This window comes from Ruegeria sp. N4 (genome assembly GCF_056531425.1).
Genome location: NZ_JBQFLT010000006.1, coordinates 114,603 through 135,852, shown reverse-complemented (window position 1 = coordinate 135,852; position 21,250 = coordinate 114,603). Strand labels below are relative to the sequence as shown.

At 59.2% G+C, this 21,250-nt stretch carries 19 protein-coding genes; 10 read left to right on the top strand and 9 right to left on the bottom strand.

The window, feature by feature from the left end; all coding sequences use genetic code 11:
• Positions 1–6: 6 nt before the first annotated feature.
• From ACR0LW_RS11445 to ACR0LW_RS11430, 4 genes are all read right to left on the bottom strand, one after another.
• The gene (locus ACR0LW_RS11445; protein ID WP_170451767.1) at positions 7–201 is read right to left on the bottom strand and encodes a hypothetical protein; all 195 of its coding nucleotides are present in this window, start codon (positions 199–201) and stop codon (positions 7–9) included.
• A gap of 238 nt (positions 202–439) precedes the next feature.
• On the bottom strand, positions 440–1,477 hold the full coding sequence (locus ACR0LW_RS11440) for a TRAP transporter substrate-binding protein (protein WP_480581870.1): 1,038 nt from the start codon (positions 1,475–1,477) through the stop codon (positions 440–442).
• A 67-nt stretch (positions 1,478–1,544) separates the two neighbouring features.
• Complete coding sequence (locus tag ACR0LW_RS11435) at positions 1,545–2,873, bottom strand: TRAP transporter large permease (RefSeq protein ID WP_480882715.1); 1,329 nt, start codon at positions 2,871–2,873, stop codon at positions 1,545–1,547.
• Positions 2,870–3,442, bottom strand: a complete 573-nt coding sequence (locus ACR0LW_RS11430; protein WP_480882714.1) for a TRAP transporter small permease subunit — start codon at positions 3,440–3,442, stop codon at positions 2,870–2,872. The genes ACR0LW_RS11435 and ACR0LW_RS11430 overlap by 4 nt, the downstream gene beginning before the upstream one ends.
• 358 nt (positions 3,443–3,800) lie before the next feature.
• Between ACR0LW_RS11430 and ACR0LW_RS11425 the strand changes: the two genes are divergently transcribed.
• The 4 genes from ACR0LW_RS11425 to ACR0LW_RS11410 are packed head-to-tail and all read left to right on the top strand — an operon-like array spanning position 3,801 to position 9,357.
• The gene (locus ACR0LW_RS11425; RefSeq protein ID WP_170451763.1) at positions 3,801–5,054 is read left to right on the top strand and encodes an MFS transporter; all 1,254 of its coding nucleotides are present in this window, start codon (positions 3,801–3,803) and stop codon (positions 5,052–5,054) included.
• A 30-nt stretch (positions 5,055–5,084) separates the two neighbouring features.
• Entirely contained in the window at positions 5,085–5,711 is a 627-nt protein-coding gene (locus ACR0LW_RS11420; RefSeq protein WP_480882713.1) for an HD domain-containing protein, read from the top strand.
• A gap of 23 nt (positions 5,712–5,734) precedes the next feature.
• Positions 5,735–6,877 (top strand): aromatic ring-hydroxylating oxygenase subunit alpha, encoded by a 1,143-nt coding sequence (locus ACR0LW_RS11415; protein ID WP_480882712.1) that lies wholly within the window; start codon positions 5,735–5,737, stop codon positions 6,875–6,877.
• On the top strand, positions 6,874–9,357 hold the full coding sequence (locus ACR0LW_RS11410) for a CoA transferase (RefSeq protein ID WP_480882711.1): 2,484 nt from the start codon (positions 6,874–6,876) through the stop codon (positions 9,355–9,357). Before ACR0LW_RS11415 ends, ACR0LW_RS11410 begins: the two co-directional genes overlap by 4 nt.
• Before the next feature lie 82 nt (positions 9,358–9,439).
• Here ACR0LW_RS11410 and ACR0LW_RS11405 read toward each other — a convergent pair whose 3' ends face one another.
• The 3 genes from ACR0LW_RS11405 to ACR0LW_RS11395 all read right to left on the bottom strand — a co-directional run bounded on the left by ACR0LW_RS11405 (position 9,440) and on the right by ACR0LW_RS11395 (position 13,589).
• A complete protein-coding gene (locus tag ACR0LW_RS11405; protein WP_480882710.1) occupies positions 9,440–10,261 on the bottom strand; it encodes an enoyl-CoA hydratase/isomerase family protein in 822 nt (273 codons plus the stop codon).
• 3 nt (positions 10,262–10,264) lie between these two features.
• On the bottom strand, positions 10,265–12,319 hold the full coding sequence (locus ACR0LW_RS11400; protein WP_480882709.1) for an acetate--CoA ligase family protein: 2,055 nt from the start codon (positions 12,317–12,319) through the stop codon (positions 10,265–10,267).
• Between the two features lie 94 nt (positions 12,320–12,413).
• Complete coding sequence (locus ACR0LW_RS11395) at positions 12,414–13,589, bottom strand: TauD/TfdA family dioxygenase (protein WP_480882708.1); 1,176 nt, start codon at positions 13,587–13,589, stop codon at positions 12,414–12,416.
• 103 nt (positions 13,590–13,692) lie between these two features.
• Between ACR0LW_RS11395 and ACR0LW_RS11390 the strand changes: the two genes are divergently transcribed.
• The 6 genes from ACR0LW_RS11390 (at position 13,693) to ACR0LW_RS11365 (ending at position 18,397) form a co-directional block, all read left to right on the top strand.
• Positions 13,693–14,646 (top strand): GlxA family transcriptional regulator, encoded by a 954-nt coding sequence (locus ACR0LW_RS11390; protein ID WP_480882707.1) that lies wholly within the window; start codon positions 13,693–13,695, stop codon positions 14,644–14,646.
• Between the two features lie 196 nt (positions 14,647–14,842).
• Complete coding sequence (locus tag ACR0LW_RS11385) at positions 14,843–15,100, top strand: YjhX family toxin (RefSeq protein WP_170517540.1); 258 nt, start codon at positions 14,843–14,845, stop codon at positions 15,098–15,100.
• A 9-nt stretch (positions 15,101–15,109) separates the two neighbouring features.
• Positions 15,110–15,631 (top strand): GNAT family N-acetyltransferase, encoded by a 522-nt coding sequence (locus ACR0LW_RS11380; protein WP_480882706.1) that lies wholly within the window; start codon positions 15,110–15,112, stop codon positions 15,629–15,631.
• Between the two features lie 58 nt (positions 15,632–15,689).
• Positions 15,690–16,154, top strand: a complete 465-nt coding sequence (locus tag ACR0LW_RS11375) for a GNAT family N-acetyltransferase (protein WP_170451743.1) — start codon at positions 15,690–15,692, stop codon at positions 16,152–16,154.
• A 177-nt stretch (positions 16,155–16,331) separates the two neighbouring features.
• Positions 16,332–17,249: a DMT family transporter gene (locus ACR0LW_RS11370; protein ID WP_480582227.1), complete on the top strand. Its 918-nt coding sequence runs from the start codon at positions 16,332–16,334 to the stop codon at positions 17,247–17,249.
• A gap of 11 nt (positions 17,250–17,260) precedes the next feature.
• Positions 17,261–18,397: an aromatic ring-hydroxylating oxygenase subunit alpha gene (locus tag ACR0LW_RS11365; protein ID WP_480882705.1), complete on the top strand. Its 1,137-nt coding sequence runs from the start codon at positions 17,261–17,263 to the stop codon at positions 18,395–18,397.
• A 30-nt stretch (positions 18,398–18,427) separates the two neighbouring features.
• On the opposite strand, the gene ACR0LW_RS11360 is transcribed toward ACR0LW_RS11365, so the two are convergent.
• Both ACR0LW_RS11360 and ACR0LW_RS11355 read right to left on the bottom strand, forming a co-directional pair.
• Entirely contained in the window at positions 18,428–19,702 is a 1,275-nt protein-coding gene (locus ACR0LW_RS11360) for a Tm-1-like ATP-binding domain-containing protein (RefSeq protein ID WP_480882704.1), read from the bottom strand.
• 18 nt (positions 19,703–19,720) lie between these two features.
• A complete protein-coding gene (locus ACR0LW_RS11355) occupies positions 19,721–21,205 on the bottom strand; it encodes an aldehyde dehydrogenase (protein WP_480882703.1) in 1,485 nt (494 codons plus the stop codon).
• Between the last annotated feature and the right edge of the window lie 45 nt (positions 21,206–21,250).

Genomic DNA, 21,250 nt, shown 5'->3' with positions numbered 1-21,250 from the left:
CCGGATTTATCTTTTGAGTTTTCTCAGGAGGGGAACGACGATGAGGCCGAGCACAAACCAAAGTGCGAGAAAACCAAGAAGCTCCAGACCGAAGCTTCCCCATTTGAAGAACACCTGCGCGATAACCAGGGACACTGAGAACGGTATTAATTCCTGCTCGAGAACGGTGCGCAGGCCGTTGGCATTGAAAAGAGAAAACATGAAATGACTGCCCCAAATTTGAATTCAGGATGCCTTGATTTTTACATCGAAGTTGACGTTGGGTCAATGATTCCGGGTGGCGGGAAACAGCCGATGGCGGCGAAACAGGTCCGTCGTTTGCGTCGCTGACCGAGAAGCATTCAACCCACCAGTTTCACGCCGTACGCCCTGTGGGCCGACGTCAAAACGCGATGAAAAAAGTCCAAGTGGCCCCGGTCCGAGGCCACTTGGAAACGTCTTATTCGAAGTTATACGGTGCACCCGCCTGATTGATCACACTGTTGTATTCGCGGAAGATTCCCACGATCTTCTCGTGAACTTCGCCTTCCTGTGCGATCTCATCCCAAAACTCTTTGGCGGCGTTTTCGACCTCGGCCCATTCAGAGGCTGGTACTGACCGCAGTTCCAGCTTGTCGCCGTTGGCCCGCAGCGCGGCCTCGCCACCCCAATACCATTGGTTGCGGTAGGTGTGGCCCGCTTCGATGCCCGCCATCACGATGGATTTGAGGTGGTCGGGAAGCTCGTTCCAGCGTTCCTGGTTGGCAAACCACGATCCGATCCACGCGCCCGAGATGTTGTTGGTCAGGAAGTAATCGGTCACATCGGCCCAACCCACGGTGTAATCCTCGGTGATGCCGGACCAGGCCATGCCGTCCAACTCGCCGGTCTGAACCGCCACCTCGGCATCTTCGTAAGGAATGTTCACCGGCACGACGCCGAACTTGGCCAGGAAGCGGCCAGCGGTCGGGAAGGTGTAAAGCTTCAGCCCATCCAGATCAGCAACCGAGGTGATTTCCTTTTTAGTGTTGAAGTTGCACGGGTCCTGACCGGCGGCAGACAGCCACTGCACCCCAACCTTGGCGTATTCGTCGCGCCAGATATCCGCCAGACCGTATTGGTTGAACAATACCGGCACGTCGAGAATGTGCTTGGTGGCAAAGGGGAAGTACCCGCCGAACACGCGCAGCGGCGTGGGTGACGCCATCGAGTCATCGTCCGAATGCACCCCGTCAATCGTGCCGCGTTGCAGGGCCTGGAACAGCTCACCCGTGGGGACGATCTGATCTGCGAAGAACAGCTCGATCTCCAGCTCGCCATTGGCGTTGGCGTTGATGTAGTCGATTGCAGGCTTGGTCACATGCTCGCCCAACGCGCCCCCGGCATAGGTCTGAAACCGCCACTTGATCGGGGCCTGCGCCTTGACGATGGCCGGTGCGGCAAGCGTTGCGGGCCCGGCCAGGGCGGCGGTCCGTAAAAATCTGCGTCTTGTAGTCATGGTCGTCCTCTCCTGTGCTTTTCATTGAACTTGATCCGGTTGACCCGGTTTCTCGTTCTTTACGTGCTCAGTTTCCGTAGACGATGCCCGGAAGCCACAATGCGATCTCTGGGACGGCCATCACCAATCCCAAAGCCAAGGCCATCACCGCGACAAACGGTATGATGGACCTGTAAATATCTCCAATCGTTACCTCTGGCGGGGCCATGGCCCGCATGAGGAACAGGTTGTACCCAAAAGGCGGGGTCATATAGGCGATCTGACAGGTGATGGTATAAAGGACCCCGTACCAGATCAGATCGAACCCCAGCGCGCCGACCAACGGCACGTATAGCGGGGCGACGATGACCAGCATGGCTGTGTCATCCAGAAACGTGCCCATCACCAGAAAGCTAAGCTGCATCAGGATCAGGATGATCCAGGGGTTCAGACCCAGCTGCACGGTGAACAGGTTCTCAATCGCCTTGACCGCACCCAAGCCGTCAAACACCGCGCCAAAAGCAAGCGCCGCCAGGATAATCCACATGAACATGCAGGTGATCCCAAGCGTCTGCTTGATCGAGGTTTCAAAGACTTGCCACGTCATGCGGCGTTTCAGAACCGCAGCCAAGAATGCAGCGATTGCCCCTAGGGCCGAGCTTTCGACCAGCGAAGTCCAGCCGTTCACAAAAGGCACCATCATCACCGCAAAGATGCCTATGGGCAGCAGACCGGCCCCCAAGAGGCGCAGTTTCTCGCCCCATGTGACTTGCGCACGTTCTTCTGCGCTCATCACTGGGCCGAGTGAGGGGTTCAGATGGCAGCGGATCGCAATGTAGATGATGAAGAGGGTCGCCATCATCAAACCGGGAACGACGCCTGCCAGCCAAAGTTGCCCCACCGGTTGCCGTGCGATCATGGCATAAAGAACCAGCACGACCGATGGTGGCACAAGAATACCCAGAGATGACCCGGCCTGTATGACCCCCGTCACCATGCGTTTGTCATAGTTTCGGCGCAGCAACTCGGGCAGGGCGATGGTCGCCCCGATCGCCATACCTGCCACCGACAACCCATTCATGGCCGAGATCAGAACCATCAGGCCAATCGTGCCGATGGCCAGCCCGCCGGACAGGCCGCCCATCCAGACATGGAACATGCGGTAGAGGTCATCGGCGATCCGGGATTCGGACAGGATGTAGCCCATGAAGATGAACATCGGCAGCGTCAGCAGGGGATACCAGCGCATCACCTTGATCGCGGCCGCAAAGCCCAGATCATATCCGCCCCGGTCGCCCCACAGGAAAAACGCGGCGATCACCGCGACGAACCCGATGGCGCCAAAGACCCGCTGGCCGGTCAGCAGCATCAGCATCATGGTCGAGAACATGAGCGCGGCGATCAGTTCGTAACTCACCCGCGGTGTCCTCCTTCAAGGTCCTCGGGGGCCATGTGCACGGGCTCGTCATCCTTTGGGCCCATGTCATGGCCTTTTAGCCGCAAGATGTCTTTGAACAGTTCCGAGATCGCCTGAAGCAGCATCAGAAAGATGCCAATCACCATGATGGTCTTGATGGGCCAGATATAAGGGCGCCACGCGGACGAGGACCGCTCGCCTCCGTATTGGAACGAGTACATCAGACTGTCCCAGCCGCCCCACAGCAGAAAGGCCAGGTAGACGATCAGAAACAGCACCGTCATCACATCGATCCGACTTTTGCGCCGGTCCGACCACTCTCCGTACAGCAGGTCCATGCGGACATTCGCGCCCATCTGCATCGCGTATGGCCCGCCAAGGATGTAATAGGCCACCATCGCGAACTGCGCCATTTCAAGCGTCCACAGCGACGGGACAAAGAAGGTTTTGGACACGGACGAATACAGCAGGATCGCCATCATGACGAAGATGCCATACATGATGATCCGACCAAGCATACGGTTGGCGCGGTCCACTTGCCGGACATAAGCCTTCATCACACCCGTCACGAAGCCGCCTTTGCAAGTTCTGAGTTGTCAGGCAAATGGGACACGCGTTCCTCGGGGCAGGTTCGACCTAACAGCCCGCATGCGCATGAAAAAACGCCGTTAATGTCGCGCATGATCAGCTTTGCCCCCAATTCTCTCCGTCTTTATCAGAGCGGCATGTTGGTAAGCTGTCAAGTTGACACTAGCGCATCAACAGATGCGGCACCTTTTCGGGACCGAGTTTGAGGACAGAAGACGTATGCACCTTGACGTACTTCTAAAAAAGTCGCCGTACCGCGCCGGACTTTTTCTATCCCGCGACATCGCAATGTCGCGGGTTTGGTATACTCGGGGCAGCAAGCCGATTTAGCCGTAGCCTATGCTACGTGCTTTGAACGAAAACTGGGCCCTGTTCCTTGGCATGCTGATGCTGATGGTCGCAAACGGTCTTTTGGCGACATTGCTGACCATTCGGGGGGCCAGCCTGGGGTTCAGCGATTTCACGATCTCGATCATGCAGGCCAGCTATCCGCTTGGCGCGCTGGCGGGCACGGCGCTGGCCCCAAGGCTGGTCGAAAACGTGGGACACATCCGGGCGTTTTCCGCGCTTGCGTCGCTGGTCTCAATCGCTGCGATTGTTCACCTTCTGACCAGCGATGCGGTCAGTTGGAGTGTGATGCGCTTTCTGGGCGGGTTCTGCTATCCCGGTCTTTACGTGATCACCGAAAGCTGGCTGAACGCAAAGTCCGACAACAGCATACGCGCGCAAGTCCTGTCGCTGTATTTCATCATTCAGCTTGCTGGACCCGCGTTGGGAACGGCGCTGGTCGGATTTCCCGACCCGACCGGGAACCTGCTGTTCGGAGTCGTCTCGATCCTGATCTCACTGTCAATCGTGCCGCTTTTGTTGTCCGGCAACAAAGCGCCGGATTACACCGCGCCCGAGCGTATGCCTGTGACCCGGCTTTACAAGGTCTCACCCGTTGCAGTGATCGGAATTGTTATCGTCAGCATCGGGGTCTCTGCCTCGTATATCACGCTGCCCCTTTACGCATTGCAGCAAGGGTTCACGGCTGCGCAGGCGTCGGGCGCGTTGGTGGCGGCGTTGATTGCCGGGGCCGTCGTGCAATACCCGGTTGGCTGGATTTCCGATCATACCGACAGGCGCTATGTGATCATCGGCCTGGGCGTTGTCGCTGCGTTGGCCAGTCTGTGGATGGCCATCGATACGTCACCGTCGAATATTGTCATCGGCTTTGTTCTGGTCGCAATCGGGCTCTATCCCGCATATTCGATCCTGACTGCGCATGCGAATGACCAGTTGAAACTGTCTCAGATCGTGCCCGCCAGCGGCACCATGGTGCTGTTGCTGAACATCGGCTTGTTGGTCGGAACGATATTGGGGCCAAACTCGATCACCTTGCTGGGGGGCAGGGGGTTGCAGTTCCTGCTTGCAGCTATCGGCATTTCCGTGGCCGTGGTCGCGCTGATCCGGCGCTATCAGGTCGAGGCCCCGGCAGAAACCGGCGAAGTGCAGGTTGTCGGCGTGATCGGCACCGGCCAGCCGGGCGTTCTGCAGGCCGAAAGCTGGGTTCAGGAGGAGGATGCAAATCAACAAGAAAACGCGTCCTAAACCGCAATTCACTTAACAGGGAAGGCGAGGATGAAAAAAGTCAGTTTCACCCAGATGAAAGACGGCAGCAAAGAAGAATATGAGTTCCTGACCGCGCAGGCCGTGGATGATGCCCGTCACACCGCCGGACGGCTGGTCAGGGCGCTGGTCGAACTTGATGATGAGATGGCCGGTTATCAGATCACGCGATTGGGGCATTCGGTGCAATCCGCCACACGGGCCTGGCGCGACGGGGCTGATATCGATTGGGTCGTCTCGGCGCTGTTGCATGATATCGGGGACATTTTCGCGCCCTACAATCACGACGAATACGCCGCCACGATCCTGCGCCCGTTCGTGCGGGAACAATGCGCCTGGGTGGTGCAGACCCATGGCGATTTCCAGATGCTCTACTACGGTCACCATCTGGACGGGTTGGATCAGCACAAGCGCGAGCGCCATCGCGGGCATCCCTACTTTGATGACAATGCCGAATTCTGCGAACGGTGGGATCAGGCCAGCTTTGATCCCGACTATGACACCCTGCCGTTAGAGTTCTTTGCCCCCATGGTTGAAGAGGTTTTCGCTCGTACCCCCTATGCCGAGGACGTCGTACGCGCAGGCGAACGTGAACCCCTTGTCGTGCCAAAGATCGCCAAAGAACGCGCCGCCGCCTGAGTGCAGATCCTGAGGAGGATAAGATGACCCGACCCGATGAAAACCTGCGCGCCCTGGCCGCCGACTACTACATCAGCCCCGAGGTTTTTGCCGAAGAGCGTGAGAAGCTGTTTTTCAGATCCTGGCAATATGCCTGCCACATCAGCGAGCTGGCCGAGCCCGGCGATTACGTCGCCACCAGTATTCAAGGCCAGAACGTGTTTGTCGTGCGCGATCAGGACCACGAAATCCGCGCCTTCAACAATATCTGCCCCCATCGCGGCCACAAGCTGGTGGAAGGGTCCGGGCAGACCCGCGCCATCGTTTGCCCTTATCACCATTGGAGCTTTTCTCTGGACGGGTCGCTGCGGCACATGCGCAAGCGGGACACAAGTTCGGTGCCCGAGCAGAAAGAGGTTTGCCTGAACCCGGTACGGGTGGATCGCCTGCTGGATTTCATCTTCGTCAATCTCGACCCCGACGCCCTGCCGATTGCCGAGTTCTGGCCCGGTGTCGAGGCGCAGGTGCGCGAGAAATGTCCCAAGGTGGACAACTACGTCTTAGGCGAAACCGCCGCCGCCATTCACGAGGTCGACGTGGCCGCCAATTGGAAGATTCAGATCGACAACTATCTGGAATGCCAGCATTGCCGCCACGGGCACATCTCGTTTTCGGACATGCTGGACATCAACAATCAGACCTATGAGCTGACCAGAAACGCGGCCTACAACTTCATTCCCGGCAACAAGAAGGCGGACAATCTGGCCTATCCGCTGGATCTGGACCATGACGAAACCGATCTGCATTTCTGGTTTCTGTTCCCCAATATCGGCATCTCGCAATTTGCCGGTCCGGGCAATTTGACCCTGTTCCAATGGAACCCGATCGGCACCGATCGCGGACTGCGGTGGAGCATCAATCTGGAACCGCCCGAACCCACTGATCCGGGTATGCGTGAACGTCAGGAAAAGCGGGCAATCTGGGGCCGGGACGTGTTGCAGCCCGAAGATATCTCGTTCCTGCTGTCGGTGCAGGAAGGCATGAGCCAGCGGTGCTTTGATCAGGGTTGGTACATCGTTGATTGGGAAAACATCGAGTATTCAGAGGCCATGATGCGCCATTTCCACAATACCTATCTGGAACATATGGGGCGCACATCCCCAGCCACCGCGCAGGCCGCGGAATGAGCGGGGCAAGACCGCTGGCCGGGGTGCGGGTTCTGGATTTCGGGCAGTATCTGGCCGGGCCGCTGGTCGGCATGATGCTGGCCGATATGGGCGCGGATGTGCTGCGCATCGATCCGCCCGGCGGGCCGCGTTGGACCGATCCGGCGTTTGATATGCTGTCGCGTGGCAAGCACGTTTTGGAGCTCGATCTGAAATCGGATGCCGGACGGGCGCAGGCGATTGAATTGGCCAAACGCTCGGATATCGTGATCGAGAATTTTCGGCCCGGCGTCATGGATCGCCTGGGCGTTGGCGCGGAGGTTCTGCGAAAAGTCAATCCGGGGCTGATCTACCTGACCATGCCCGGCTTTGCCTCGACCGATCCGGAACTGGCCGATCTGGCCGCGTGGGAGGCGATTGTTGCCGCCCGCACCGGGCAATTCACCGATATGGGGCTGAACCGGCGTCTGATGGGGATCAAGGCGTCGTTTTCTCCGCTCAACCTCGCATCGGCTTATGCGGCCAGTTACGGGGCAATGTCGGTTCTGTTTGCCCTGCAATCGCGGGCCAAAACCGGTGGAGACTATATCGAAGTGCCGCTGGCCTCATCCCTGTTCGAAGGTCTGGCCTATAACCACGAACAGATCGAAGGCTATCCCGACCGCTACAAATCCCCGCGCGAACTGGAACTGGATCGCCGCGCAAAAACGGGCGAGCCTTGCGATCTGGACTTTGCTGAATTGTCCGAATTTCTCGATCCGTTTTATCGCACCTATACCTGTCAGGATGGGCGCGGGTTTTATGTGGTGGCAGGCAGTGTTGCCACCCATCCGGCCCGCGTTCTGAGGACGCTTGGTCTGGGCGATCTGCTGGATGATCTTCCGTTGTTCGACCCTTATCTGGACACACAGGATTGGCCGGATGAATGGACGCTCAGCAACTACCCGGTCGGTGCGCGGGATCGCGCGCGGGTGTCCTCGGCCATGAAGGCCGCGTTTCTGACAAAGCCCGCGCATGAATGGGACGTCCTGTTTGGTGCGGCCAAGGCGCCGGCAACGGCGCAGCGTACAACCCAAGAGTGGCTGCACGATCCGCACGCCACCGCGTCAGGCCTGATCCTGAGCGTGGATGATCCGAAACATGGCGCGATGCAGCAGATGGGCAACGTGGCGTGGCTGGCCGGGGATCATGCGGTGGTCGAGAAAAAACCGGCTGTAACCGGGGAAACAGCCAGAAAACACGTGGCGAAAATACTGGCCGAACCCACCCGTCCGCATGTTGAACCCACGCAACAGTCGGGCTGGCTGGACGGGGTCAGGGTGCTGGACCTGACCAATGTAATCGCCGGACCGACCATCGCCTCGACTCTGGCACGGTTTGGGGCCGAGGTGACCCATGTCCAACCCGTTACACCTTCGGTCGATCCGTGGAATACGGTGGTGTTCGGCTTACAGGCCAATCGCGGCAAGGAAAGCGTTCTGCTGAACCTGCGTGATGAGGCCGGGCGTGATGCGCTGAACCGATTGATCCGGCAAGCGGATGTGATCACCCTCAACGCCACAAACGAACAGCGCGACGGGCTGGGCCTTTCGTCAGAGGAAATCTCTCACATCAACCCCGATGCCATTCTGGTGCAACTGGATGCCTTTGGCGGGCCGATGCGTGGGCCGAAATCGGATCATCTTGGCTATGATGATCTGGCGCAGGCCGCCACGGGGATCATGATCCGCTTTGGCGGCGGTATGGACACACCTGAAGAACACGCCCATGCAGGTACGATTGACGTTCTGGCCGGGCTTACGGCCTGCGTGTCGCTGGGCGGTGCGCTGCTCTGGAAACAGGCCACCGGCAAGGCTGACATCGCGCGGTCGTCTCTGGCCGCGGCGGGGGGCATGATACAGGCGCAATTCATGTATGACTTTGCCGGGCGCGCACCTTTTGATGAGCCTTCGGGTCGCGATGCGCTGGGGCAGGGGCCGTTTTATCACTGCTACGAAGCGTCTGACGGGTGGTTCTTTTGGGCTGCGCCGACCGATGGTCGCGACGTGCTTGGCAAGGTGGCAGAGCTTTCCGATCTGGTTTCGCTACCCGACAACACAGTGCAGAAAGAGCTAATCGCGCGTTTCAAATCCCGCCCCCTTGCTCATTGGTCTCAATGCTTGACGCAGGGCACGAGCGCTGTTGTTCCTTTGGCATCCATGCTTGAAACGCGGGATCAGGCGCTGCAGGTTGAAAGCGGCGGTCTGGTGGACATTCGCATAGCCACCTATCGCGCGGTGCGTCACGATACGCACCCAATGGGCCGTTGGTGCGATCTGGCCGCCCCGAATGCGGTACGTGCCTTGAATGCAAGCATCACCATCCCCGGTCCGGCGCCCAAATTTGGCGACAGCACACTGCAAATCCTTGGAAGGCTTGGGTACTCGGATGACGAGGTGCAAGAGATGCTGGCGCGGCAATCTGCTGCAACAAGCTGGGCGGCGCGTTACCTGCCCGAGTAAGACAGGCGGATCCAAGCGGGGCCTTCAATGGCCCCGCAAAAGTGTCTGAGAAGGCAAGTGTCCCGTTTGCCTGAAAAAGGGGTCAATCCAGCCCCTCATATCGGGCATTGGCATCGGCCAGCGTTGCCTTCAGGCCCTTTTCAAGGGTCGATTTTGAAAACGCCTCATATTCCGGAACCGGTTGTGCGCCCATGATCGCGACCTGTTCCAGATAATAATCCGTTGCGGTACGCAGGCCCTGCATCTCGTAGACCCGGTTCAGGTACATCTTGTGCATCCGCTGCATTTCACGCGGCATGCGTGCCATCAGCAGGGCCTGTTTGTGGGTTGCCTCTTTCAGCCTTTCCAGCGGCACAACCTCGGTAATCAGGCCCATTTCCTTTGCCTCTGTCGCCGTCAACTCACGCCCGGTCAGCAGCAGGTCCTTGGCGGTTTTCATGTTGACCAGCCAGGGCAGGAACATGCAGTGGCCCGAGATACCATAGCGCACCTCGTTATACCCGATGCGGGTATCATCGCTGGCGATGGTGATGTCGCAGAAAAGGGACAGTTCGAACCCCTTGCCGATGGCGATGGAGTTGACCGATGCGATCACCGGCTTGGTGATCCGCCAGGGGGTCGTAAACTCATCGAACTGTTTGAAATAATGCGCGCGGTATTCGTAGATCGAGGTCCGATCTTCCTCGGCATCCTCATCCAGATCGTGCCCGGCGCAAAACCCGCGACCCGCACCCTGAATGACGATCACGTTCACATCATCATCCGCGTCTGCGCGTTCCAGCCCCGCCTGTAGCTCGGCGATCAGTTTCAGGTTCATCGCGTTCAGCTTTTCGGGTCGATTCAGTGTCAGCCAGCAGATGTGGTCGGCGTCCACGTCGTAGATCAGATGAGTGTATTCGGTCATGTCTCAGCCTTTCAGGGTCAGAACCGCATCGGCAACCACCGCGCGGGTTTGGGTCAGCAGCAGAGGGTTCACTTCCATCTCTGCGATGCCGGGGGTGGCGGTGGCAAAGGCGCACAGCGCCTCGATAGCGTTCAGCGTGACGGTCATGTCTGTCGCCGGACGACCGCGATAGCCAAGGATCAGCGGGGCCAGTTTCAACCCCTTTAGCGCGGCCTCGATGTCGCGGCGCGGTGCGGGCAGGATCACGGTGGCGGTGTCTTGCATCAGTTCCACCGCAACACCGCCGATGGCCAGCGTCAGAACCACGCCGATCTCTGGCACGCGGCGGATGCCGACCAGTAACTCGCCAACCGGGTTTTGGATCATCTCTTCGATCAGGTACGCGTTAGCCTTCAGGCCGTGTTCCGCAAGGCGATCTGACATGGCGCGGATCGCAGTCGGAAGATCCGGCGGCGCGAGATTTAGCGTCACAGCGCCCATTTCCGTCTTGTGCAGCAATCCCGGAACAACGGCCTTCAGCGCGCAGATGCAGCGGATGTCCGGCAGGTCATGCGCGCCCGAAACGACCCATTGGTGGGGAATGTCCAAACCGTGCGCTTGCAGTTTCAGTTTTGCTTCGGCTTCGCTGAGGGTTCGGTCCGCTGTCACCAACTCACCACTGTCGGTGTTCAAAACCATTGCGTCGGCATCAAGGCCGTTTCGGCTCGCGCCGTATCGCGCCGCGTGGGCGGCCGCGCGCAGGCCGTCTTCGAGCCCTTGCAACGGGGCCATTCCGTTGGAGATCATTCGGTCCCGCGCCTCTTTCGGCAGGGACTCGGCCAGAGTGTTGACAAAGGCCGCCGGACGATCCCCCTTGGCCTGTGCCAGCGCCCCGGTGGTTGCGTCCCATGTCGTCATGTCCCAACCGCCTTCGGGCGGGTAGCACATGACTTGCGCAAAAAGATCATACTCATCCCGCGCGAAGGCTTGGTAAATTGGCAGTTGATCCGCCTGCGGCCAACCATGCGCGTCCGAGATGTCCAGCGGATTGGCAGGGCCGACATAAGGCGGCAGCGCGGCATCAATGGCAGGCGCGGCGTCGGTTGAAGGTGGTTCCATCCGAAGGCCCGCTTTTTCGGCAATGTCGCCTCCTATCACCGCGTAGGATCCAGAGGACGTGATGAAGCCGGTTTTCAAGCCTTTTGGGACAGGCGTGAAGCTTAACATCTTGACGGTTTCAATAGCCTCGGACGGTGTTGTCACTTCGATCCAGCCGAAGCGGCGGAACAGGGCTGAGGCGACGGCCGCATCCCCCGACAACGACGCCGTGTGTGACTGTGCGGCTCGGGTGCCTGCCTGACTGCGACCGCCTTTGATGGCCACAACAGGGATGCCCTTGCGGGCGGCCTTGGCGGCGGCTCGGCTTAGCTTTGCCGCATCGGTAATGCCTTCGAAATAAATATTCGCCGCCGTCACACGTGGGTCGTCCAATACTACATCCAGCATGTCGGCAACCGTGACCATCGCCTGATTGCCCAACCCGATCAAATAGGCGATGGGTTGCGAGCGGTCGGCACAGCCAAGGTCGCTGAGGTATGCGCCACCGTTTGAGATCACCGCTACGCCCTTGCCGGGTGCATGAGTGCCGAAGTGATCCATCATAAAGGCATTGCCATCCAGGAAATTGGCGATACCGGGACAGTTGGGGCCGATCACCGGCATGTCACCGGCGGCGTCGATCAGATCCGCCTGCCGGGCTGCGCCATTGACGCTTTCGGAAAAGCCCGAAGTAATGCAGACAACGCCACCACATCCTTGCGCCGACAGCGCGCGCACGGTTTCGATCACCGCGTCCTTGGGGATCACCAGAATTGCGACATCCGGCACCCATGGCAGTTCAGAAACCGACGCAACACAGGGAACGCCCGCGATCGTGGCCCGTTTCGGGTTCACGGCTACGGCATCACCGGAAAATCCGCCCGCCTGCATGTACTCAATCGCGGGCGCAATACCCCCGCCGCCAATCCACGCGACGCGCGCGGGCGACAGCATTCGTTTCAGACGATCCGCTTTTGTCACAGGCTGTACTCCGTGACCTGATTGCCAAAATTTGAGGTGCTGATGACTTTCCGGGTCCGCTCGGTCAGTTGTATCGCAGCCATTCGTTTGAAGATCATGACTGCGCCTCAGCCCGGAACTGGCGTTGCAGCGTGCGGATGCAGGAAAGCAGTTCGTCGCGGTCGGAATAGATACCTTCGATGAACCGTGTGCCGCCTTTGGCCTCGTACCCGGCGCGGCCATGCAGGGCGCGACGGTTGTCAAAGGCCAGCAGATCGCCCGGCTCGTACCGGAAAACCATCATATGGCGCGGGTCCTGGGCCCGTTCGCAGAACGCCCGGTACGCCTGATAGGCGCGGCGCTGGATATGGACCGGAGCCCGCAGTGGCGCGCGCAGGAAGGTGTTGTACCGAACGCCGGTGATGCCTCCGGTCTCATCGGTCTCAACCACAGGCCCCCAACCGCGATAATCCGAGCCGCGCGCCCGGTTGCTGTATTCCCAGGTATCCGTGGTCAGCGAGTGGAAATGCGCGGGCTCGTCGACCCGCAGGTCTTCGGCAATGCGGTATGCATCGACGTAAATCCCTTCGCCACCCGTCGTCGTGTTGTCGCGGGTATAGAGAAACTGAAGGCCAAACGGCGTTTCCCGCGTTGGCAGGTCGATATGCTGCAACAGCATGTCCGAGGTGAAGGCCTGACTGTCAGGATCATCCTTGATCTCTAACGTATACTGCCGCCCGAAATTGCTTTCGCGGATCGGACCGATGCGGGTGACGATCTGTTCCAGCAGGCCGTCCTGCTGGGGCAATCCGCGCAGGCGGGCCACGCCGTAGTCGCGCAGGGCCTCTAGCCATTGCAGAAACACCCGCGGATTGCTCAGCGCCTCGGTGCCGTCAAAGCTGGGCGGTTCTGGCTGATCCTCGCCTCGCCAAAGGATGGGTTGCGGCGTGTCATCCGCGCCGAACCACGCGATCCCGCGCAGCCAGCCGGGATGGAACCGGCTGGTTTTGCTGTCTGTAAACTCGATGGCGACCGCGCCGCCCGCTTCGACCCGTGCACTTCGTATGCCCAGATCGCCATCTATCGCGCTGGGCGACACGCACATCTCGCGCGCCTTGGGATGGATTGTCTCGGGGTCGGGGCTGTTTTCCCGCAAAAGCAGCGCGTGGTACTGGCTGGTGGCCCCGTCCGACCAGGTGATGCTGAGAACGTCCTTGTTATGCGTCACAGCCATCACGGTATGGAGAATGGGCCAGGTGTCGAAATCCGGTGTCCAGGGCAATTCGGTCATGGGGTGTCCTCCGTTACTCAAACGGTACTGCCTGTCCCGCAATTCCTCTTGATCTGAATTGGCAATTTCTTGATGATTTCTTGCAAATTGAGAAGGCCCAGCCTTGCCCAGTGTAGACATCGTACTGACCGAGAACTTTCCGATCCTGTCGTTGACACTGGTGACGGAACCCCTGCGCGTGGCAAACCGGGAAAGCACCGAGCCTTTGTGGCGTTGGCGCTTCTTGTCCATCGAAGGGGGCATGATGCTCAGTTCCAGCGGGATGCAGGTGAACACCGAGCCGTTGGACGACAAGGTCGCCGACGTTGTTCTGCTGCTGTCCTCATATCACCCCGAGGCGTCGCTGGTGCCGAGGCTGCTGACTTGGTTGAAACGCCGCGCCCGGGCCGGAGCGGTGATGGGCTGCGTCGATACAGGCGCCCTGATTTTTGCCGAAGCCGGACTGTTGTCACGCGCGCCGGCAGCGGTGCATTTTGAAGCCCTGCGCGGGTATCGCGAACAGTTTGCCGATGAGATGTTTGTGGACCGGCTGTTCACCATCACCGGCAATCGCTGTTCCAGCGCGGGCGGGGTGGCGACGTTCGATATGACGCTGGGACTGATCGAGCGGTTCAACGGACAGGGTCTGGCAAAACGAGTGGCGGAGATTCTGACCTATCGCCCGACAGTGCATGAGGGGCCGCAGCAGAAACTGCTGACGGATACTTCGCTTGCCCGACTTGACCGAACCCTTGCGCGGGCGGTGGATCTGATGCTGGCGACCTTGGATCAACCCTTGCCGATCTCGGAAATTGCCGACCGGGTTGGAGTGCCGATCTGGACCCTTGGACGGTTGTTCAAGCACTATCTGAAATGCTCGCCCGCCTCCTATTATCGTGGTTTGCGCCTTGTTGAGGCCCGCAATCTTATTCGCAATTCCAGTTTGCGTGTCAGTGACATCTCGGCCTTATGCGGCTTTGAAAACCCAGAAAGCTTTGCCCGAGCCTACAGGCGACAATTCGGTCTGACCGCATCCGAAGACAGGGCAGGGCTAGTACATAATGCCGATGCGTCTTGACTCATCGAGGATTGATGAATACTTCCGATCACGCCTGAGGCAGTCAGCCTCGTGCAACGGAGATTTTATGAAAGAGACCCGGGCCTAACGCCCGTTCCTGGCGACCCAAATTCAGGAACACCAACATTGATAGGCACACTCACGCGCGATGCTGAGTGAACCTGTTTCTGTGCTTTCGTAAAATCGAGACATCCCAATGAATATCTCAAAGCACGAACAACGTGTTTTGCACGAACTCGCCCTTGGCGGGTCGATCCATCATCAACGTCTGGAGAACGGTAAAATCCATGACGTCACCTGTTACACGCGCGACGGGTTCATTCTGACCGACTGCACCATGGGCGTCTTCAAACGCCTGCTGAAACGTCGTTTCATACGGTCAAAGAATGGCAGTCCCTACCGCGCCTCTGCGTTGGGCATCAAATCCGTGCGCGCGCAAATGAACCAAAGATAGGAAAGAACAATGAACCATACGGATATCGAAGCCATAACACGCGTTCACCTTGACGCGTTCGGCAAAGACGAAGGCCCTGAGGTTGCACAGCTTGCCAGGGGCTTTCTGGCGCTTGCAGACACAATTTCGATCAGCGTGACACGCGATGGAAAGATCGCGGGGAATGTGCTGTTCACTCCGTTCCTGTTCCAGGATCACCCACGGGCCAAGTGTTTCCTCTTGGCCCCTTGCGGTGTGGTGCCCGACTATCAGGGGCAGGGTGTCGGCAAGGAATTGATGGAGACGAGCATCGCGCATCTTACCTCGGTCAGTGCTGATGCTGTGTATGTCTTGGGCGTGCCCAGCTTCTATCCGAAATACGGATTTGTTCCGACGGATAAGCAAACGCCCTATCCGGACCTTTTGACCATGCCGGAATCCTGGATGGAGCTTGAGCTGAAACGCGGGTTCGCCAAGGCGCTGGGCGGCAAAACCACTGCGGTCGCGCCGATCATGCGGCCCGAGTATTGGGACACGTCTGCATATGGCTGAAATCACACGCGCCCCGCAAGAACCTGTCCTGAAACCCGACACTGAATGAGAATACCCGATGAAAACACCAATAGTTAAACAAACCACCAAGGGTGATATTCCAGCCTTGCAAACCGTGCTGGATCAAACGCAATTGTTTCCCAGTGAAATGCTGCCCGAGATGCTGCAACCCGCGCTGGATCATAAGGCCGAGGCGATCTGGCTGACCTGCCATCTGGACGGCGCAGCCGTCGGGCTGTGTTATTCTGTCCCCGAGGAACTGGCGCAGGGCACGTGGAATATGCTTGCGCTTGCCGTACGACCTGATCTTCAGGGGCAGAAACTGGGAACCGCTCTGGTCGAAGCTGCGGAGCAACGTCTGAAAGCCAAGGGTCAGCGGTTGCTGATCGTTGATACATCCGGGACCGAAGACTTTGCACTGACGCGCAGGTTTTATGCGCGCAACGGCTATGAGGAAGAAGCGCGAATTCGCGATTTCTGGGCAGCCGGGGATGACAAGGTGATCTTCCGGAAGGCTCTCTAACCGACCTTTGCCCTTCGCCAGTGACTTGGCGAGGGGCGCACTTGTTGATGGGAAAAGCCGGACCTGTGCGCGGACCAAATCCGCGCGTTGTGCCGTGAAACGTCAGCCTTGTCGCAAACGGGCCTGCGGGCCTGTTGTCGCGCACCTACACTGTCCCGAGATTTGAAGGACAGCGCCATCACGACGACAGCCAACATACCCAGTTCACAAGACGCCCACAGATACGGCGTTTTCTTTGTATTTGCGGCTGGCGTTCTGTGGTCAACGGTCGGGCTTGGCATCCGGCTGATAGAAGAGGCGGGCGTTTGGCAAATACTGCTGTACCGGTCGGTTGCGATGTCGCTTTTTCTGTACGCGGTCATACGAATTCGGTCGCGGGAAAACCCGTTTGTACAGCTACGCCGGTCCGGATTTCCCGCCGTTGTCGCCGCGCTGTCGCTGTTGGCGGCGTATTCCGGTGCGATCTACGCGATCCAGAACACCTCGGTCGCGAATGCCATGCTGCTGTTTGCGACGGCTCCGTTTTTGACCGCTGTTCTGGGTTGGGTCGTCCTGCGCGAGCCTGTGCGCCGGGCCACCTGGGTTGCCATCGGGATCGCCCTGATCGGCATTGCCGTCATGGTTGCGGACAAGTCCGGGGGCGTGGCGCTGAAGGGCAGTCTGGCCGCGCTTGGATCGGCATTGGGGTTTGCGGTCTTTACCGTCGCGCTGCGGTGGGGGCGCACGTCCGAGATGTTGCCATCGGTCTTTCTGTCCGGGCTGTTTGGCGTCGCGATCACGTTTTCGATCTGTCAGCTACAGGGCCTCTCACTGGTCCTCAGCCTGAATGACGGTGGTGTGGCGATGGGCATGGGTGTCTTTCAGGTGGGGGCCGGGTTGATCCTTTATACAATCGGATCAAGAAGCCTGCCCGCCGCCGAATTGACGTTGCTTTCACTGGCCGAGGTTCTGCTTGGCCCGGTCTGGGTATGGCTGTTTCTGGGTGAAACAGCGACCGTCAATACTCTGATCGGCGGGGCGATTCTGCTTGCCGCAATTGCCGGAAATGCCCTGACCGGGCAGCGTCGAAAGCCACCGCCGATTACCGCCCCGTAAGGAGTACAGCGATGAACTCAGCCTATGACCCCGCTCTGGCCGATTGCGCCCATCCAGTCGAGGCGGCCTTTTCCATTCCGCCGGTCTGTTACACCTCGGACGATCACGCCCTGGCCGAAATGGACCTGGTGTTCCGCCAAGGTTGGATCGGTGTTGGTCGGGCCGATGTCGTTGCCAATCCGGGTGATTTCATCACGATGGATGTGGCCGGGCAGAACATCATTCTGCTGCGCGATAAGGCGGGTCAGTTGCGCGCATACGCAAACACCTGCCGTCATCGCGGCGCCCGCTTGGTAGACGGGCAGGGCAGGTGCAAGGGACTGCGCTGTCCGTTTCATTCGTGGTTCTACGGACTGGACGGCAAGCTTGTCGCCGCACCGCATATGGAGCGGGCGCAGGGCTTCGACAAGGCGGACTATGGCCTTGTGTCCTATCAGGTGGCCGAGCGGTTGGGCTTTGCCTTTCTCTGTCTGTCTCCTGATGCGCCCGATATTGATGCCTATCTGGGGGATCTTGCCGAACTCCATAGCCCTTGGCCCATGGACCGCCTTGTGTCGGTCCGCAGGCAAGAGGTCGAAGTGAATTGTAACTGGAAGATCTTCCTCGAAGTGTTCAACGAATACTACCATCTGCCGTTTGTGCATGCGGATTCGATCGACAGTGTCTATGACAGACCGGATGCAGCCGACGCCGTAAAGGGCGCCTTTGCCAGCCAATTCGGCGCGACCGAGGGGACCGGAGGGCTGCTGGAAGGCGATCAGGACAAATCTCTTCCCGAAATCCCCGGCCTGACCGGCAAGGCCCGCGAGGGTGCGCGTTATACCTGGATCTTCCCGAATATGACCTTCGCCGCGAACCGCGACGCGCTTTGGTGTTACGAGGCTTATCCGCTTGGTGCATCCAGATGTCGGGTGGTTCAAACCTCGGGCTTTCCGTCAGAGACTATCGCCTTGCCGGATTTCGCCGAAAAATCGCAGGCGTATCTCCGCCGCATGGATGCGGCACTGGATGAGGATATCGAGGCGCTGGAAAATCAACAACGCGGGCTGGCTTGTCCGGATGCACGGCCCGGCCGGTTTCAACCGGATCTGGAACCCAACGTGGCCGCCTTTGCGCGATGGTACAGCAGCAAGTGGACGGAATTGTAAGGCTGGCCTAGTGGCTGGGCCAGTTGTGCCTTAGTTCCGGTCAGTGTGGCGGATGTCCTCATTTATGGTGTGTGAGGCAGATACCGTTCCATCCTGAACCCAGGCATCAAACTGTGCCAAAACCGCGTCGCAAAAAGCGGCGTCGTTTATATGGGCGTCCAACTCGGTCATCGGGATGCGACCGGACATGGTGGTGCGCGCTTCGTCCACCATTTCGGCCAACGCTTCGGGGTCGTATGCTTCTTCGCCTTCCTTGTCCCAGGCCTCGACCCCCTGAACAGGAAGGAAAAAGTGAACCGGTCCGGTTGCAGCTTCCAGCCGGTTGGCAAGCTCTCGCACCCAGGCGCGGCGTTCTTCACCCGTGAAGACCGAACTTTTGATGAGGCGGTTGTGTTCATGAAACGGGCGGTCCGCGTATTGGTCCGGAATGTCCTGCCAGCCTGCAAAGTCCAGCAGGTCCAACGCGCCGGGGGCCACCATCTGCGGGGTGCCCGCGCGGCCTGTATTGGTCACGCGATCCTCCCCGCTGGAGACCACTGAGCCCGCCATCAGGTTCCCGAACTCCTGCATGCAGAAATCCATCACGCATACAAATGCGCCTTCGCCTGCCAGCTTCTCGAACGCCATGCCGCCCATACCGGTCGAGTGGAACACGGCCACTTCGAAGCCACGGCTTTCCAGCGCAGGTTTCAGCGTTTTCATATAGCGCAGACAGGATGAGCCGAGGCTGGTCATCCCGATCAAGGGCTTGCTGCGATCAACCTCGATGGCCGCGTTGGTTGCCCCAACCACCGCCCCCGCAGCCTGGCTAAGCGAGGACCGACAGATCGAGTTCATGCCATACAGACCGCCCGCCCACAGGATCATCTGAATATCCGGGGCCAGCCGGTGCGGCGGGATCAGGGGTGAAAAGCTGACGGTTGAAACGATGTATTTCGGAACGCCCATCGGCAACGCCTGTGCGCAGTCCAGCGCAAGATCAGTGCCCATCGTGCCGCCGATTGCGAGCATCCCGTGAAAGCGCCCCCTGGCATGTGCTTCGGCGACGACGTTTGCGGCCCCCGCAGACATCACGCGGAAGGCCTTGTTTTCGTCGCCTTGCGCGATGACCTGATCAATGGTCATGCCCCCGGCGGCTGCAACCTCGTGCTTGCTGATATCGGTCGCGTTCTCCGGGTCGCCCAGCACCGAGACATCCATGGTTAGCACGTCGGCCCCCTGCGCCCGGACCACGCCTTCGATAAAGCGCATCTCGGGCTCTTTTGTGTCGTATGTGCCAATCAACAGGATCGTTTTTCGGGTCATTGGCATCCTCCTGTCCGTTCAGAGCTTGATCCACGCGGTTTTCAGGTCAAGGTATTTGTCGAACGCATGCAGTGACTTGTCATGCCCGTTTCCGGATTGTTTTACGCCACCCAAGGGCACAGTGATGTCGGCCCCGCCATATGTGTTGACATGCACGACTCCGGCCTGAATTTTCGCGATCATCCGATGCGCGCGCGATAGGTCCGCAGTCCATACACCGGCTGCCAGTCCGAATTCGGTGGCGTTTGCAAGGGCGATGGCTTCTTCTTCGGTGTCAAAGGCCTGAACGGTCAGAACCGGGCCAAACACTTCTTCACAGACAACGCGGTCGTTGGGTTGCACGCTGGTAATGATGGTCGGTGCCATATAGGTGCCGCCCGTGTCCTGCAGTATCCGGGTGCCCCCGATGACGATGGTACGCCCGGCGGCGCGGGCCTCGTCCACAAAGGCAAGGTTCTGCGCCAGTTGTCGTTCCGAATTCACCGCACCGGCATCGGTATCAGGGTCCAGCGGGTCGCCGACACGCATGGCTTCGGCGTTTTTGACCAGCATTGCGACGAAGTCGTCATGGATTTTGCGTTGTACCAGCAGTCGCGATCCGGCAACGCAAACCTGACCCGAGTTTCGGAAAATCCCCGCGGCCGAGACTTTGGCGGCCTCTGCCAGATTGGGGGCGTCTATAAACACGATATTTGGGGATTTGCCACCAAGTTCCAGATAGACACGTTTGAGATTGGACCGCGCCGATGCCTCCATCAGCCGACGCCCCGTTGCCCCAGATCCGGTGAATACCAGTACGTCCACGTCGTGAGACTCGGCAATCTCAGCGCCGACAACCGCGCCTTCGCCGGTCACGACGTTGAAAACGCCGGGGGGAAGACCGGCCTCCAGCGCCAACTCAGCAAGGCGGATCAGGGTTAGTGAGGCGGTCTCGGCCGGTTTCAGAACCACGGTGCAACCGGCGGCAAGGGCCGGGCCCAGTTTCCAACTGCCGATCATCAGGGGGAAGTTCCACGGCACGATCGCGCCCACAATGCCCACCGGCTGTTTATGCACCAGCCCCAGAGCGCCGGGGGCGGTTGGGGCGATCTCGCCATATATCTTGTCGATGGCTTCGGCAAAGTACCGGATCGTCCCGGCAGCGCTGAGCGGTTCGGCCTTGTAGGCCATTCCGATCTCGGTTCCGTTGTTTCGCACGCCCAATACGGCAAGTTCTGCCGCCTGCGCTTCGATAAGGTCCGCCCATTTCAGCATGATTTTCTTGCGTGCAGCAGGGGCGAGGCCAGACCATCGCCCGTCGTCAAAAGCCGCGCGCGCTGAACGGATTGCCAATTGGGCATCATCCCGCGTGCCTTTTGGCATGGTCGTCAGGGTCGATCCGTCGATGGGTGACACAACATCAAGCGTGCCGCCGTCCGAGGCATCACACCGCGCGCCGTCGATCACATGGCGGGCGGGTGGTACGCTTTGGGACCGGAGTTGTTCAATTATCGCTCTGTCCAAATCACGCCTCGTCGGTTTAAATAGTGAACCATTGGTATCAAAAAA

What these genes read in the sequence shown, in the direction of transcription:
- ACR0LW_RS11445 (WP_170451767.1), bottom strand. Translation starts at nt 201, where the DNA reads ATGTTTTCTCTTTTCAATGCCAACGGCCTGCGCACCGTTCTCGAGCAG.
- ACR0LW_RS11440 (WP_480581870.1), bottom strand. Translation starts at nt 1,477, where the DNA reads ATGACTACAAGACGCAGATTTTTACGGACCGCCGCCCTGGCCGGGCCC.
- ACR0LW_RS11425 (WP_170451763.1), top strand. Translation starts at nt 3,801, where the DNA reads ATGCTACGTGCTTTGAACGAAAACTGGGCCCTGTTCCTTGGCATGCTG.
- ACR0LW_RS11420 (WP_480882713.1), top strand. Translation starts at nt 5,085, where the DNA reads ATGAAAAAAGTCAGTTTCACCCAGATGAAAGACGGCAGCAAAGAAGAA.
- ACR0LW_RS11415 (WP_480882712.1), top strand. Translation starts at nt 5,735, where the DNA reads ATGACCCGACCCGATGAAAACCTGCGCGCCCTGGCCGCCGACTACTAC.
- ACR0LW_RS11410 (WP_480882711.1), top strand. Translation starts at nt 6,874, where the DNA reads ATGAGCGGGGCAAGACCGCTGGCCGGGGTGCGGGTTCTGGATTTCGGG.
- ACR0LW_RS11405 (WP_480882710.1), bottom strand. Translation starts at nt 10,261, where the DNA reads ATGACCGAATACACTCATCTGATCTACGACGTGGACGCCGACCACATC.
- ACR0LW_RS11395 (WP_480882708.1), bottom strand. Translation starts at nt 13,589, where the DNA reads ATGACCGAATTGCCCTGGACACCGGATTTCGACACCTGGCCCATTCTC.
- ACR0LW_RS11385 (WP_170517540.1), top strand. Translation starts at nt 14,843, where the DNA reads ATGAATATCTCAAAGCACGAACAACGTGTTTTGCACGAACTCGCCCTT.
- ACR0LW_RS11380 (WP_480882706.1), top strand. Translation starts at nt 15,110, where the DNA reads ATGAACCATACGGATATCGAAGCCATAACACGCGTTCACCTTGACGCG.
- ACR0LW_RS11375 (WP_170451743.1), top strand. Translation starts at nt 15,690, where the DNA reads ATGAAAACACCAATAGTTAAACAAACCACCAAGGGTGATATTCCAGCC.
- ACR0LW_RS11365 (WP_480882705.1), top strand. Translation starts at nt 17,261, where the DNA reads ATGAACTCAGCCTATGACCCCGCTCTGGCCGATTGCGCCCATCCAGTC.
- ACR0LW_RS11360 (WP_480882704.1), bottom strand. Translation starts at nt 19,702, where the DNA reads ATGACCCGAAAAACGATCCTGTTGATTGGCACATACGACACAAAAGAG.